The organism is Janthinobacterium sp. FT14W, from assembly GCF_009208755.1.
GTDB lineage: Bacteria > Pseudomonadota > Gammaproteobacteria > Burkholderiales > Burkholderiaceae_D > Janthinobacterium > Janthinobacterium violaceinigrum.
In genome coordinates, this window is sequence record NZ_WFLL01000078.1 from 1 (window position 1) to 13,346 (window position 13,346).

A 13,346-nucleotide genomic window follows, 5' to 3' on the forward strand; every position below is an offset into this window, starting at 1 on the left:
CTGATCGCCGCCGTCGACAGCGTGCGCGCGCCGAAGCTGGCGCCGCCCGCGGCGGCTTCCGCCGCCGACGTCGCCGCCGCGCAGGCGCATGTGGACGGCCAGTACGCGAATTTCCGCGCCCGGCTGACGCATCTCGATGGCGAAATCGCCCGCTATGCGCAGGCGCTGCCGCTGGCGGTGCAGCGCGCCGGCGACTACCGGGCGCTGGCGGCCACGCGCGACGTGGCCGAACACGCGTGGCTGGAAAAGGAACAGGCGCGCATCGACCTGGCGGGCCAGCTGGCGTCGGCCCGCAGCGAGCGCGCGGCCCTGGTCGCGCAGACGCGCAAGGATGCCTATGATGCGCTGGCGGAAGGGGCCAGGGTGGCGGCCGCCAGCGGCCAGGATGCGCGCCGCGCCGGCGCCCGCGGCAGCCTGCTGCGCTTGACGGCTCCCGTCGACGGCACGGTGCAGCAGCTCAAGCTGCATACGGTGGGCGGCGTGGTGCCGGCCGCGCAGGCGCTGATGCAGATCGTGCCGCGCCAGGGCAGGCTGGAAATCGACGCCATGCTGGAAAACCGCGACGCCGGCTTCGTGCAGGCAGGGCAGGCCGTCGCCGTCAAGGTCGACGCCTTCGACTATACAAAGTATGGCACCGTGCCCGCCGTCGTCAGCAGCGTGTCGCGCGACGCCATCGAGGATGACAAGAAGGGCCTCGTCTACGCCGTCAGGATCACGCTGCAGCAGCCGGCCATCGTCATCGACGGCAAAGTGGTGCCGCTGTCGGCGGGCATGGCCGTGCGCGCGGAAATCCGCACGGGCACGCGGCGCGTGATCGAATACGTGCTGTCGCCGCTGGTGCAGCACCAGAAGGAGGCGCTGCATGAACGCTAGATGCCGCGCCGCCTTGCTGGCCGCCGCCTTGCTGGTGGCCTGGCCCGCGCAGGCGCAGCAGGTGGGCGAGCTGGCCGCCGCGCCATGCGCGTCTATGGATGGGGCTGAAGTGCAACTGAGTTTGCCACTGAGCCTGCCGGCGGCCGTCGACCTGGCCCTGTGCCGCAACGCGCAGGTGCACGGCGCCTGGGCCGGCATCCGGCTGCAGGCGGCCGGCGTGGGCGAAGCGAAGGCCGCCTATCTGCCCACCCTGAATGGAAGCCTGAGCCGCGTGCATGACCGCACGGCCTATCCCGGCGCCGCAACGGCTTCCAGCAGTCTGGACAGCAATACGGGTGCGCTCAGCCTGTCCTGGCGTCTGTTCGACTTTGGCGGGCGCGCGGCCGGCCAGCGTTCGGCCCAGGCCTTGCTCGACGCGGCCCTGGCCAACCGCGACGCCGTGCTGCAAAAGACCCTGGCGGCGACGGTCAGCGCGTATTTCGACGCGCAGACGGCGCGCGCCAGCGTGCGGATGCGGCAGGCATACGAGGCGCTGGCCCGGGAAACGGTGCAGGCGACGCAGCGGCGCGCCCAGCGGGGCCTGGGCTCGCACAGCGACACCCTGCAAGCGACGAGCGCGCTGGCCAAGGCGGCGCTGGGCGCCAGCCGCGCCGACGGCGACGAGCGCAAGGCCCGCGCCGTGCTGGTGTACACCCTGGGCTTGCCGGCCGACACGGCGGTACTCGTGGACGACGACGGGGATGGCGCAGGGGCAGGCTTGAACACGGGCCTGCGCGAAGACTTGAACGCCTGGCTGGCACAGGCCCGCGAACGGCATCCGGCCATCGTGGCGGCGCAGGCGCAGCTGGCGGCCGCGCGCGAACGGGTGGCCGTGGCCCGTTCCGAGGGCCGGCCCAGCATCGACCTGACGGCGAATCTGTACCAGAACGGCCGCCCCAACCAGGGTCTGTCGCCTGGCTCCACGCGCGAAACCCTGGTGGGCATCTCGCTCAACATCCCCCTGTTCGACGGTTTTGCGCGCCGCTACAAGGTGCGCGGCGCGCAGGCGCAGGTCGAACAGAGGGAGGCGGAGGCGCAGGAAGTGCGGCAGCAGACCCTGCTGGACCTGGTCAGGACGCATGCGGAGGCGAGCACGGCCCTGGCCAACCTGTCCGCCGCCCAGACATGGCTGGACGCGGCGCAGGATGCGCTGGCCAGCGTGCAGCGCAAGTTCGGCCTGGGTGCGGCGGACATCCTGGAAATGCTCACTACGCAGTCGGCGCTGCTGGAAGCGCAGCAGGAACGCATCCGTTGCCAGGCGGAGTGGCGCTCGGCCCGCTTGCGCCTGCTGGCCAGCGCCGGCATGCTGGGGCGCGGCGATATCGCGCACGATGGGGGCAAATTGCGCGCCCCGACGGCGCAATAGTGACTATGATGGGGCACTGGCCTTCCCGCACAGGGAAGGTGTTCTGCTTCGACCAAGGGAGACATCATGCACAGCGTACAAAAGATTACCCCATGTTTATGGTTCAACGGCAACGCCGAGGCGGCAGCCCGGTTTTATACTGAAATATTTCCCAATTCAAAGATCGGCCAGATCCTGCGCTACGGCGAGGAGGGCAGGGAAATCCATGGCCAGGAGCCGGGCAGCGTGCTGACGGTGGCCTTCGAGCTGGATGGCCAGACGTTCACGGGCTTGAACGGGGGCCCTTTGTTCCAGTTTTCCGAAGCCATCTCGTTCCAGGTCAATTGCGAAACGCAGGACGAGGTCGACCACTACTGGAACCTGCTGTCCGAAGGAGGGCCGCCGGAAGCCCAGCAATGCAGCTGGCTCAAGGACCAGTTCGGCGTGTCATGGCAGATCGTGCCCACTATCATGATCCGCCTGCTGACGGACCCCGACCCCGTCAAGGCCCGGCGCGTGATGCAAGCCATGATGGGCATGAAAAAGATCGACATCGAGCAGATCAAGCGGGCGTACGCGGGCTAGCGCAGCCCGCCGGGCTGGGAAACGGGGCCGCACGGCAGCGGCGCGCCCTGTCCAAGATGGCCGGTATTTGTTATAGTCCCAGCCATCTTTCCATCCGCCTAACGACTCCGCCATGACCTCAAGCACCAGCAGCACCATCGCGCCCCGCACCTTCGGCACGCCCCTGTCTTCCACCGCCATCAAAGTCATGCTGCTGGGTTCCGGCGAGCTGGGCAAGGAAGTGATCATCTCGCTGCAGCGCCTGGGCGTGGAAGTGATCGCCGTCGACCGCTATCCGAACGCGCCGGGCCACCCCGTGGCCCACCGCTCGCACGTGATCGACATGAGCGACGGCGTGGCCCTGGCCGCGCTGATCGAGCTGGAAAAGCCGGACCTGATCGTGCCGGAAATCGAAGCCATCGCCACGGACACCCTGGCGGCGCTGGAAGCGGCGGGGCAGATCACGTGCATCCCGAACGCGCGCGCGGCCGTGCTGACGATGAACCGCGAAGGCATCCGCACCCTGGCGGCCGAAACCCTGGGCGTGGCCACGTCGCCGTACCGTTTCGCCAGCAGCCTGCAGGAGCTGCAAGCGGCTTGCCAGGAAATCGGTTTTCCCTGCGTCGTGAAACCCGTGATGTCCTCGTCGGGCAAGGGCCAGTCCAAGCTCGATAGCGCGCTTGAGGTGGAAACGGCGTGGGCGTATGCGGCCAGCGGCAGCCGGGTCGATACGGGCCGCGTGATCGTCGAAGGCTTCATCGACTTCGATTACGAAATCACCTTGCTGACCGTGCGTGCCGTGGGCGCCTCGGGCCAGGTCGAGACGCAGTTCTGCGAACCGATCGGCCACTTGCAGGTGCAGGGCGACTACGTGGAATCGTGGCAGCCGGCCCGCATGGCGCCGCTGGCCCTCGAGCGTGCGCGCGGCATCGCGCGCAAGGTGACGGACAACCTGGGCGGCCTGGGCCTGTTTGGCGTGGAGCTGTTCGTCAAGGACGACATGGTGTGGTTTTCGGAAGTGAGCCCCCGTCCGCACGACACGGGCATGGTCACCATGGCCAGCCAGGCGCAGAGCGAATTCGAACTGCACGCGAAAGCCATCCTGGGCTTGCCCGTCAACGTGGCGCTGCGTTCGCCCGCCGCCTCGGCCGTCATCTACGGCCAGGTCGAAGCGCAAGGCATCGCCTTCGAAGGCGTGGCCGAGGCCTTGCGCGTGCCGGGCGCGGACCTGCGCCTGTTCGGCAAGCCGGAATCGTTCGCCCGCCGCCGCATGGGCGTGGCGCTGGCCACGGCCGACGATATCGGCACGGCCCGCGAACGGGCCGTGCTGGCCGCCTCCAAAGTCAAGCCGGTCGCCCGCTGATGGCGGCGTGATGGCCGACCCAAGCCTGCCGCTGGCCGACGCCGGCGGCGATGACATCAAGCGCAAGCTGCGCGGCCACATCGCGCGGCGCAACCTGGCCGGCGCCGCCAACGACTGCAAGTGGAACGAACTGCTGGCCTTCATGCGCGGGCGCACCGACTGGGTGCCGTCCTACCGCTACGGCTCCGTCACCGGCTACGTGTCGCGCTGGGATACGGAATGGGATTACCACCCGCCGTTTCCGTTCATGGGCGTGGAATGGTTCGACATCAGCCTGTATTCGGAAGAGCACGTGGGCATGCTGCTGCCCAGGAAAATCATCGACCATGGCGTGTGGATCGTGCCCGAACTGGCACGCATCGGCTTTGATTTCGAGGTGCGCGACCGGGTGGCACGCATCTGGGGCTATCTGCCCCGCAATAATGAAGACTTTCCCCCCGCCGACTAATTTGAAGAGTATCGCCATGTCTCAAAACGAACACGCTATTCCGCAAGTACCGCAACCGGACGACGCCGTCGTCGGCAAGGCAGCGGGCGCGCAGATGCTGGCCACGGCCTGCGCCACGCGCGACGCCTTCTATGCCAGCCTGGGCGATGTCGACGCCGACGTGCTGGCGCCCCTCGTCAATCCCGCCTTCATGGGCGGCCCCCGCTGGCCGTCGCTGCGCCAGGCCTGGCGCGTGATCCGCCGCGCCGACACGATCATTCTCGCCAGCGACGGCTTGAGCGACCCGTTCGAGGATGATGACGACGTTTTCGTCCCGCGCGGCCATTTGCTGGAAGTGTGCATTGAGGCGCCGCTGGCCGCCTTCGACGGCCAGGCCGTGGCGCAGTCATGGCTGTTCGATGCGATCTACCAGATCAGCCAGAACGTGGCCGACCACGGTTCCATCGATTTGCTGGTGCAGCGCCACGGCAGCGTATCGATGGTGCTGGACGTGCAGGAGGCGCCGACTGGCCTGGAAGACGAGCATGGACAGCTGGGCGTGCTGCTGGCCCAGGGCACGGCAACGATCCCTCCGTCATTCGGCACGCCATATGGCGAAGTGATGCTGCTCACCGCCACCGTGCTGCAGCCGGCGGAACTGGCGCATATCGGCAATGCCGCCGACAAGGCGCAATCGCGGCGCGACCTGGCCGCCGCGCTGGCCGCCTCGCCGACGGGCCACCTGAGCGTGGCGCAGCGGCCGGCCGTCATTCCCCGCTAGGTTTTTCCACCGGCGGCACGGCCGGTTCCGCAGGCGCGGCGGCCGCCGCTTCGACGTCCACGGCAGCGGCGGGCGGCGCGGGCGGCGGTTCGCGCCACTTGCCCGCCGCCTTCAGCTTGTTCCTCAGTCCCGGCAGGGGAAAGCCCAGCGCATAGGCTTTTTGCGCATGCGCGCTGGCCTTCTCGTATTCCTTCTTTTTCACGTACATCAGGCCCAGGTTGTACTGGATGGTGGCCTGCTCGGGCGCCAGGCGGCTGGCCGCGTCCAGCTGTTCCAGCGCCGCCGCGTCCTGGCCCGTGGCCAGCAGGTAGTTGCCGAACACCATGCGCGCCGTCACGTCGTGCGGCGCGAAGGCGATCGCCCGCTCAAAATAGCAGCTGACAGTGTAGCGGGCGCCGGCCGGCTGCGCGCTTTTCAGGCGCAAGCCCAGTTTTGCCATCGACGCCAGCGCCCGGTGGTGATTCGGGAAGTGCTCCAGCGTGTAGCTGATGTCGGCGCCCAGGCTGCCCGTCAGGCCCTGCGCGAGCGTTTCCACGGCCCGCGAAAAATGGAATTTCTCGACCACGGACAGGCCGTCGCGGTCTTCCGCGCTCGTGTAGTCGCCGCCCGGCGTGTGCTTCTCGTAGGGCGGACAATCGGCGGCGGCGCCGGCGCAGCAGGCGGCGAGGACGCAGGCAAGTAGCGGGCGTTTCATGCGCTTCTCCTGTGGCTGACCTGGTCCAGCAGATGGGCCAGGGCGTTGCTGCGGGCTTGCCGCGATTGCAGGGAGACGGCGGCGGGGCTGGCCAGCGGCGCGCGGCCCTGGCGCGCCAGCGCCAGGAAGCGCAGCAGGGCGTGCGCGCAGTCGCTGCTGGAGGCCAGCTGGCCGATGGTGTCGATGCCGCAGTGGCGCAGCGTGGCCGCGCTGTCGCCGGCCAGGTCCGTCAGCGCCAGGATCGGCCGGCGGCAGCGCAGGTATTCATACAGCTTGGCGGGAATCTGCGCGTTGCAATTGGCCGCCTGCAGCAGCAGCAAGCCGTCGGCAGCCTGCATTTCCCGCAGCGCCGCGCCGTGCGGCTGCAAGGGTTCCAGGCGCACCAGGTCGAGGATGCCGTATTTCACCAGCAGGCTGGCCAGCCACGCATCGTGGCCCGTGGCGCGCAGCACCAGCTGGAAATTGCGCGCATGCAATACGCCGTCCTGGCGCAGCCGGGCCAGGGCCTGGAACAGCGCTTGCGGATCGCGCTCGGACGGGTAGATCACGCCGCTGTGCAGCAGCTGGAAGCGGCCGCGCTGGCCCGTCCGCGCATCGCCGTCGCCAGGCTCATAGCCGTCGTCGTCGTAGCCGTTCTCGATCAGCTGGAAGCGTGCGCGCGCCACCTGCGCCCATCGCCGCTGGTGCGCGGCGATGGCGCCCGGCGTGGTGCAGACGATGGCCGCGCTGCGCGCCGCGATGCGCTGTTCTATCCACGCATGCACGCGGCGCAGGCGCGCTTCGGGCGGATACGGCGCCAGCGGATCGCTGTCGTCGAGCATCGGGTCGCGCTGGTCGGCGATCCACGGCAGGCCGCTCAGCTTTTGCAGGGTGATGGCGATCAGGTGCGCCGTGGCGATCGGATACGTGGACCAGATGGCGTCCGGGCGGTATTCGCGGATCATGCGCAGGCCGGCCGGCACGGCGCTCAGCCACCAGGAACTCCAGCGGTCGGGCAGCGCCAGGCAGCGCGGATAGCGCCCCGCGATGGCCAGGTGGCGCGCCGCGTCCAGCGCCAGTGTGCGCCGCACGGTGGCGGGCGCGCCGGCCTGCGCCAGCTGCGCATCGTCCCGCTGCGCATACGCGCCGGCGCTGGGGCTGAGCACCAGCGGCTGCCAGCCGCAGGCGGGCAGATGGCGCGCAAAGCCCACGGTGCGCAGGATGCCGCTGCCGCCCGCCAGCGGGGGAAAATGGTAGGCGATCATCAATACCCGTTTTGGTCGGGCCGCGCTCGGTCGGGCCGCGTCCGGTGCGCTCCCTACCATGACTGCAGCCACCGTGCGCACAGCCGTTCGACTTCGCCGCGCCAGGCGGCGCTGGCGAACGTGTGGTTGGCGCCATCGACCTGCGCCTGCGTCCATTGCCCGCGGGCGGCCACGGCGCGCCAGGCAGGATCGCCGTCGAGCAGGGACTGCCATTCGCGCGCGTCCAGGTCGTCGCCGCTGAGGATCAGCAAGACCTTGCCCTGGAAGTGCGCCAGCGCCCGCAGCAGGGCCGGCGCGGGTGCGTCGTCTTCCAGCGCCGCCCGCTGCTGCGTGGCGGCCGCCACCCGGCGCAGCGCTGCCAGGCTGGCGCCCATTCTTACGCCGCCGGCCGCCAGCTTGCGCCAGAAGGCCCCTTGCAGCAGGCGGCGCAGATAATAGTGGCGCAGGGTGGCGCGCGCCAGGCCGGTGCTGCTGCGCACCCACGGGTTGAGCAGGATCAGCGCGGTGATGCGCGCGTCGCGCGGTGCATGGCAGGCGGCCGCCGTGGCGCCGTCGCACAAGCCCCACAGCGCCACTTCGCGCAGCGAGGGCACGGCGTCGAAGAATTGCGCCAGCGCGCCCGCGATGTCGGGAGCGGCGGCGCGGTAGCCGCGCGCTGCGCCTTCGCTGTCGCCCATGCCGCGCAGGTCGAAACGCAGCACGGGCACGCCTTGCGCTGCCAGGGCGCGGGCCAGCAGGACGAACTGTCGGTGGCTGCCCACCCGGTACTGGGGCCCGCCCGTGACGATCAGGACGCCGCGCGGGCGCGGCGCGGCGGGCAGGCTGAGGATGCCGACCAGGCGCGCCTGCGCCCCGTCGTCCTCGGCATCGCTGCGAAAGCGCAGGGCCAGCTGGCGCACGGCGTGCGCCGCGCGGTGCTGCTGACTGTCGTCGCGTTTCATGGGGGAGGCCTTTCTTCGTCAAGCCAGTCGCGGCACAGTTCCCGCGTGGCGTCCAGCAGTTGCGGACACGCCAGCAGTTCGCCGCCGTGCCAGAACGGGCCGTCGCCGAAGCTGGCCACGTGCACGGCGGCGCCCCGTTCCCGCCACTGCCGCTCCAGCAGCGGCGGCGACCAGGCGCCCGCCTGGCCGGCCGCGCAGTACTCGAGCCAGTAGACGGGCATGGCGGGCAGCAGCGCTGCCGCGCTGACGCCGTCGATGGCATGCGCCAGCGCGGGCGCCAGCAGGTAGCCGGCCACTTCCACCGACTTGCCTTTCGCCAGCGCGGCGCGCGCCTGGCCCGGCGCTTCGCGCGCGCCGCCGGCCAGCATGCCTGCCGCCAGGCGCAGGCGCAGGAAGCGGTCGATGCTGCGCCGTCCGTCGAGTTCCGGCTGCCACAGCAGCAGGCGCGCCAGCGGCAGGGGGGCGCGGCTGGCGAAATCGAGGGCCAGCAGGGCGCCCAGGCGCAAGCCCCACACGGTCAGGGGGCCGTCGACCCGCTGCGCCAGCCAGGCGCAAGCCAGGTGCAGGTCGTTGTGCCAGATGTCCCAGCGCGCGTCGTGGAAGTCGCCGCTGCTGTCGCCGCAGCCGAACAGGTCGATCTGCAGCACGCTGTAGCCGAGGGCGGCAAAGGCGCGCGCCTGCGCGGCGGCCACGTGGCGGCTTTTATTGAGTTCCTCGGCAAATGGATGGACGTAGACGATGCCGCCGCGCGCGCTGCGGCCCGGCGGCGGCAGGTGCAGCAGGCAATAGCGCTGGCCGCCGCTGGCGGGCAGGAAGAAGGGCAGCAGCGGCAGCGCTTCGGCGGTGGTATGGCTCATCGGCGCAGCTTTGCAGACACGAAGTCGTGCAAGGTGCCCACGGTGGCGAAGTGGCGCGCATGGATGTCGTCGTCGGCGACGGCGATGCCGAAATGCTCTTCCAGCGCGGCGATCACGCCCAGCACCGCCATCGAGTCGAGTTCCGGCACGCTGCCCAGCAGCGGCGTGCGGGCTTCCAGCGCGCGCCCGTTCAAGCCCAGGGTGGTGTCGAGGATGTGCTTTACTGCTTCAAGATGCGGCATGTCAGCTCCAGGGAAGGGTAGTGCGGCAGGCGGCTGGTGTCGAAGGCCAGGCAGGGAATATCGTCGGGGCGGCGCGACAGGTGCAGGTAGGGCGGCAGGCTGGCGGCCATCCATTGCCAGCGGCCGCAGCGCACGAAGGTGGCCGTGCCCAGCGCATGCGTGCCCAGGCGCGCATGGGCGCCCAGCGAGGCGCGGTTGAAACGCGAGATGCGGCTGCACGACCAGCGCACGCCCTGCGCGTACAGCACGGCATTGGCTTCTTCCCACAGGCGGGCGAAGACCAGGCCGCCCCGCTGCGCGGGATGCACCCACACGTCCAGGTCCCACGAGGACTGGCTGGACGCCAGTGCATAGCGGGCGCGCACCTCGTCTTCCTGGCAGCCGTGGCGCAGCAGCCAGATCCAGCCGGCCATGGCGGCGTCCGGCTGCTGTCCGCCGTGCGCCACCAGGCATTGCGCGCCCTGGCGGTAGCGTTCGCGCAGCACGCCGGGGCGGCGCATGGGGCCGGCCGGCAAGTCCGCTTCGGCCAGGCAGGGCGTGACCTGGATCGACTGGCCGCGCCCCCGGCACAGGGAGCCGGGCGCCACGGCCTGCGCCACGAACTGGTAGCGGTGCAGCGCGCAGCGCCCGCCCGGCACCCTCGCCAGCAGCCGCGCCACGGCCAGCCAGGCGCTGTCGCGCCAGCCCAGTTGCCGGAGGCTGGCGGCAAGCCGTTGCAAGCGGGGGAAATGGGCGTCGCGGGCCATGGCGGTCTGGGAGGGGCGGCTGTGCAGCCAACGCTGTCCATTAGAGCGCAGGGGCGGGGAACCGACGTTGCGCAGCCTCAAGCATTGTTCCCGATGGGGCGCCGCCCGCCGCGAGAGGCGCTTGCTTGATAAAAATCAACACTGCCGCGCCCGTTTGTCCCAATCATAGGGAATGCATGGCAATCATGGCAACCCGGGGATGAAACGATGGCGACACTGATACACGATCTGATCTTTGAAACGGCGCAGCGCGCGCCCCACGCGCCGGCCCTGTCATGGCAGGGCGAGGATATGGCCTATGCCGCGCTGGCCCGGTGCGTGCGCGAGGCGGCCTGCACCTTGCTGGCCCTGGGCTTGCAGCGCGGCGCGCGCGTGGCCGTGTACCTGGAAAAACGCCCGGAAAACGTCAGCGCCATGTTTGGCGCGGCGGCGGCCGGCGGCGTGTTCGTGCCCGTCAATCCGCTGCTCAGGCCGGACCAGGTGGCCTACATCCTGGCCGACTGCAACGTGGCCATCCTCGTCACCTCGCGCGAACGCCTGGCGCAGCTGGGGCCCGCGCTGGCCGCCTGTCCGGACTTGCAGACGGTGCTGCTGGCGGGCGAAGGGAATGGGGAAACGAGCCTGGGCAAGCTGCGCGTGCTGCCGTGGAGCGGCATGCCCGCCGCCGCTGGCGCCCCGCCCATGCCGCACGCGGCGATCGACGCGGACATGGCGGCCATCCTGTACACCTCGGGCAGCACGGGGCGGCCGAAAGGCGTGGTGCTGTCGCATCGCAACCTGCTGGCCGGCGCGCTCAGCGTGTCGGGCTATCTGCGCAACGCGCCGCAGGACCGCATCCTGTGCGTCTTGCCGCTCAGTTTTGATTACGGCCTGAGCCAGCTGACGACGGCGTTTGCCAGCGGCGCCTGCGCCGTGCTGATGAATTACCTGTTGCTGCGCGATATAGTCGAAGCCGTGGAGCAGGAAGCGATCACGGGCCTGGCCGCCGTGCCGCCCCTGTGGGTGCAGCTGTCGCAGCTGAGCTGGCCCCTGTCCACGCCTTTGCGCTACATCACCAATTCGGGCGGCGTGATGCAGCGCTCCACGCTCGACCGGCTGCGCCAGTCGCTGCCGCGCACGCAGGTCTACCTGATGTATGGCTTGACGGAAGCATTCCGTTCCACCTACCTGGCGCCGGAACAGCTGGAGCGGCGCCCCGATTCCATCGGGCAAGCGATTCCCAACGCGGAAGTGCTGGTGCTGCGCCCCGACGGCAGCGTGTGCGAGACCGACGAACCGGGCGAACTCGTGCACCGCGGCGCGCTGGTGGCGCTCGGCTACTGGAACGATGCGGCGCGCACGGCCGAGCGCTTCAAGCCGCTGCCGCCGCAGGCGACCGGCCTGGTGCTGCCGGAACTGGCCGTCTGGTCGGGCGACACGGTGCGCCGCGATGCGGACGGCTATCTGTATTTCGTGGGCCGCAGCGACGACATGATCAAGACGTCCGGCTACCGGGTCAGTCCCGCCGAGATCGAAGAAGTTGCGTATGCGAGCGGCCTGGTGGGCGAGGCGGCCGCGCTGGGCCTGCCCCATGCCGTGCTGGGCCAGGCCATCGCCTTGCTCGTCACGCCCGCGCCCGGCGTCGAATTGCTGCGCGACAGCGTGCTGGCCGCCTGCCGCGCCCGTCTGCCCAGTTATATGGTGCCCCAGTGGGTGGAAATCCGCGACGGCGTGCTGCCGCGCAACCCGAACGGCAAGATCGACCGCCCCTTGCTGGCCAGGGAACTGGCGCGCGCCTATGCGGTCCAATCAGGAGATGCGGCATGAACGGTCCCGGCCTCAAAAACTTGAAGCAAGAGTCGAAGCAAGAATTGAAGCGCGACGTATTGAAGCGCGACGTGAAGCGGGCGGACAGCCCGGACCTGCCATCGCACGCGCCCCTGGGCCAGTTTGCCGTGGCTGGCGACATGCTGCAGGTGGGCGGCATGTCCTTGCGCCAACTGGCGCAGCGCGTGGGCAGCACGCCGTTCTATGCGTATGAACGCGCGCACATCACGCGGCGCATGGCGCAATTGCGCGCTGCCTTGCCGTCCGGCGTGCTCGTGCATTACGCCATGAAAGCCAATCCCATGCCGGCCGTGGTGCAGTGGCTGGCGGGCCTGGTCGACGGCATCGACGTGGCGTCGGGCGGCGAACTGGCGACGGCACTCGATACGCCCATGGCGCCGGAATGCATCAGTTTTGCGGGACCGGGCAAGAGCGATGGCGAACTGGCGCGGGCCGTGGCCGCAGGCGTGCTGATCAACGTGGAGTCGGGCGCCCAGCTGGAACGCCTGGCCTTGGCCGGTGAACGGCTGGGCCTGACGGCCAGGGTGGCCGTGCGCGTCAATCCCGATTTCGCCCTGCGCCGCACGGGCATGCGCATGGGCGGCGGCGCGCAGCCGTTTGGCGTCGATGCGGCCCTGGTGCCGGCGCTGCTGGCCCGCATCGGCCAGCTGGGGCTCGATTTTCACGGCTTTCACCTGTATGCGGGTTCGCAGAACCTGTCGGCCGCCGCGCTGGCCGAAGCGCAGGCGCTGGGCGTGCAGCTGGCCCTGCAGCTGGCCGACAGCGCGCCGTCGCCCTTGCGCACCCTGAATATCGGCGGCGGCTTCGGCGTGCCGTATTTCCCCGGTGACCAGGCCCTGGACCTGGCGCCCGTGGCCGCAGGCTTGCAGCGGCAACTGGAACTGCTGGACCAGGCGGCGCCCGGCGCGCGCCTGAACCTGGAACTGGGCCGCTATCTGGTGGCCGAGGCGGGTCTGTATGTGTGCAAGGTGATCGAACGCAAGGTGTCGCATGGACAAGTCTTTCTCGTGACGGATGGCGGCTTGCACCATCACCTGGCCGCCTCGGGCAATTTTGGCCAGCTGATCCGCAAGAATTACCCGGTCGCCATCGGCAACCGCCTGCACGGCGGGCCGCGCGAAGTGGCGTCCGTCGTGGGCCCCTTGTGCACGCCGCTGGACTTGCTGGCCGACCAGATGGAGATGGCGCGCGCCGAGGAGGGCGACCTGGTGGTGGTGTTCCAGTCGGGCGCGTATGGCTTGACGGCCAGTCCGACGGCGTTTCTCGGCCATCCGCTGCCGGCCGAGGTGTTCGTATGAGCGGCCTGTGCGGTTGGCTGGCGGCAGCCGGCACGCCCGCGGGTGGGGCTGGCGGCGTGGCCCCCGTGGAGGCGGGCGGCGCCGCGCCGGCACCATGCGCTGGCC

At 70.0% G+C, this 13,346-nt stretch carries 14 protein-coding genes; 8 read left to right on the forward strand and 6 right to left on the reverse strand.

Going from position 1 to position 13,346, the window contains the following annotated elements; all coding sequences use genetic code 11:
- The 6 genes from GCN74_RS27280 to GCN74_RS27305 form a co-directional block, all read left to right on the forward strand.
- Window positions 1–873 (forward strand): HlyD family type I secretion periplasmic adaptor subunit (locus tag GCN74_RS27280; protein WP_152259564.1); only part of this gene is annotated, 873 nt, incomplete at its 5' end.
- Window positions 863–2,278, forward strand: a complete 1,416-nt coding sequence (locus tag GCN74_RS27285; RefSeq protein WP_152259565.1) for a TolC family protein — start codon at window positions 863–865, stop codon at window positions 2,276–2,278. The genes GCN74_RS27280 and GCN74_RS27285, both read left to right, overlap by 11 nt.
- A 66-nt stretch (window positions 2,279–2,344) precedes the next feature.
- Entirely contained in the window at window positions 2,345–2,842 is a 498-nt protein-coding gene (locus GCN74_RS27290; protein WP_152259566.1) for a VOC family protein, read from the forward strand.
- Between the two features lie 112 nt (window positions 2,843–2,954).
- The gene (purT, locus tag GCN74_RS27295) at window positions 2,955–4,184 is read left to right on the forward strand and encodes a formate-dependent phosphoribosylglycinamide formyltransferase (RefSeq protein ID WP_152259567.1); all 1,230 of its coding nucleotides are present in this window, start codon (window positions 2,955–2,957) and stop codon (window positions 4,182–4,184) included.
- Window positions 4,185–4,194: 10 nt separating this feature from the next.
- Entirely contained in the window at window positions 4,195–4,632 is a 438-nt protein-coding gene (locus GCN74_RS27300) for a DUF6678 family protein (protein WP_152259568.1), read from the forward strand.
- A gap of 16 nt (window positions 4,633–4,648) precedes the next feature.
- Complete coding sequence (locus GCN74_RS27305) at window positions 4,649–5,392, forward strand: hypothetical protein (RefSeq protein WP_152259569.1); 744 nt, start codon at window positions 4,649–4,651, stop codon at window positions 5,390–5,392.
- On the opposite strand, the gene GCN74_RS27310 is transcribed toward GCN74_RS27305, so the two are convergent.
- The 6 genes from GCN74_RS27310 to GCN74_RS27335 are packed head-to-tail and all read right to left on the reverse strand — an operon-like array spanning window position 5,379 to window position 10,116.
- Complete coding sequence (locus tag GCN74_RS27310) at window positions 5,379–6,086, reverse strand: ABC transporter permease (protein WP_193317291.1); 708 nt, start codon at window positions 6,084–6,086, stop codon at window positions 5,379–5,381. The genes GCN74_RS27305 and GCN74_RS27310 overlap by 14 nt on opposite strands.
- Window positions 6,083–7,330, reverse strand: a complete 1,248-nt coding sequence (locus GCN74_RS27315) for a glycosyltransferase (protein ID WP_152259570.1) — start codon at window positions 7,328–7,330, stop codon at window positions 6,083–6,085. The genes GCN74_RS27310 and GCN74_RS27315 overlap by 4 nt, the downstream gene beginning before the upstream one ends.
- A 53-nt stretch (window positions 7,331–7,383) precedes the next feature.
- Entirely contained in the window at window positions 7,384–8,271 is an 888-nt protein-coding gene (locus GCN74_RS27320) for a hydrolase 1, exosortase A system-associated (RefSeq protein ID WP_152259571.1), read from the reverse strand.
- Window positions 8,268–9,128 (reverse strand): hydrolase 2, exosortase A system-associated, encoded by an 861-nt coding sequence (locus tag GCN74_RS27325; protein ID WP_152259572.1) that lies wholly within the window; start codon window positions 9,126–9,128, stop codon window positions 8,268–8,270. The genes GCN74_RS27320 and GCN74_RS27325 overlap by 4 nt, the downstream gene beginning before the upstream one ends.
- A complete protein-coding gene (locus GCN74_RS27330) occupies window positions 9,125–9,370 on the reverse strand; it encodes an acyl carrier protein (RefSeq protein WP_152259573.1) in 246 nt (81 codons plus the stop codon). Before GCN74_RS27330 ends, GCN74_RS27325 begins: the two co-directional genes overlap by 4 nt.
- On the reverse strand, window positions 9,349–10,116 hold the full coding sequence (locus tag GCN74_RS27335; protein WP_152259574.1) for a hypothetical protein: 768 nt from the start codon (window positions 10,114–10,116) through the stop codon (window positions 9,349–9,351). The genes GCN74_RS27330 and GCN74_RS27335 overlap by 22 nt, the downstream gene beginning before the upstream one ends.
- Window positions 10,117–10,323: 207 nt before the next feature.
- Between GCN74_RS27335 and GCN74_RS27340 the strand changes: the two genes are divergently transcribed.
- A complete protein-coding gene (locus tag GCN74_RS27340) occupies window positions 10,324–11,922 on the forward strand; it encodes an acyl-CoA ligase (AMP-forming), exosortase A system-associated (protein ID WP_152259575.1) in 1,599 nt (532 codons plus the stop codon).
- A gap of 95 nt (window positions 11,923–12,017) precedes the next feature.
- Window positions 12,018–13,241: a pyridoxal-dependent decarboxylase, exosortase A system-associated gene (locus tag GCN74_RS27345; protein ID WP_264372912.1), complete on the forward strand. Its 1,224-nt coding sequence runs from the start codon at window positions 12,018–12,020 to the stop codon at window positions 13,239–13,241.
- The last annotated feature ends 105 nt before the right edge of the window (window positions 13,242–13,346 follow it).

Coding starts and splice junctions, on each gene's coding strand:
- GCN74_RS27325 (WP_152259572.1), bottom strand. CDS start 9,128: ATGAGCCATACCACCGCCGAAGCGCTGCCGCTGCTGCCCTTCTTCCTG.
- GCN74_RS27305 (WP_152259569.1), top strand. CDS start 4,649: ATGTCTCAAAACGAACACGCTATTCCGCAAGTACCGCAACCGGACGAC.
- purT (WP_152259567.1), top strand. CDS start 2,955: ATGACCTCAAGCACCAGCAGCACCATCGCGCCCCGCACCTTCGGCACG.
- GCN74_RS27310 (WP_193317291.1), bottom strand. CDS start 6,086: ATGAAACGCCCGCTACTTGCCTGCGTCCTCGCCGCCTGCTGCGCCGGC.
- GCN74_RS27335 (WP_152259574.1), bottom strand. CDS start 10,116: ATGGCCCGCGACGCCCATTTCCCCCGCTTGCAACGGCTTGCCGCCAGC.
- GCN74_RS27285 (WP_152259565.1), top strand. CDS start 863: ATGAACGCTAGATGCCGCGCCGCCTTGCTGGCCGCCGCCTTGCTGGTG.
- GCN74_RS27320 (WP_152259571.1), bottom strand. CDS start 8,271: ATGAAACGCGACGACAGTCAGCAGCACCGCGCGGCGCACGCCGTGCGC.
- GCN74_RS27290 (WP_152259566.1), top strand. CDS start 2,345: ATGCACAGCGTACAAAAGATTACCCCATGTTTATGGTTCAACGGCAAC.
- GCN74_RS27315 (WP_152259570.1), bottom strand. CDS start 7,330: ATGATCGCCTACCATTTTCCCCCGCTGGCGGGCGGCAGCGGCATCCTG.
- GCN74_RS27300 (WP_152259568.1), top strand. CDS start 4,195: ATGGCCGACCCAAGCCTGCCGCTGGCCGACGCCGGCGGCGATGACATC.
- GCN74_RS27340 (WP_152259575.1), top strand. CDS start 10,324: ATGGCGACACTGATACACGATCTGATCTTTGAAACGGCGCAGCGCGCG.
- GCN74_RS27330 (WP_152259573.1), bottom strand. CDS start 9,370: ATGCCGCATCTTGAAGCAGTAAAGCACATCCTCGACACCACCCTGGGC.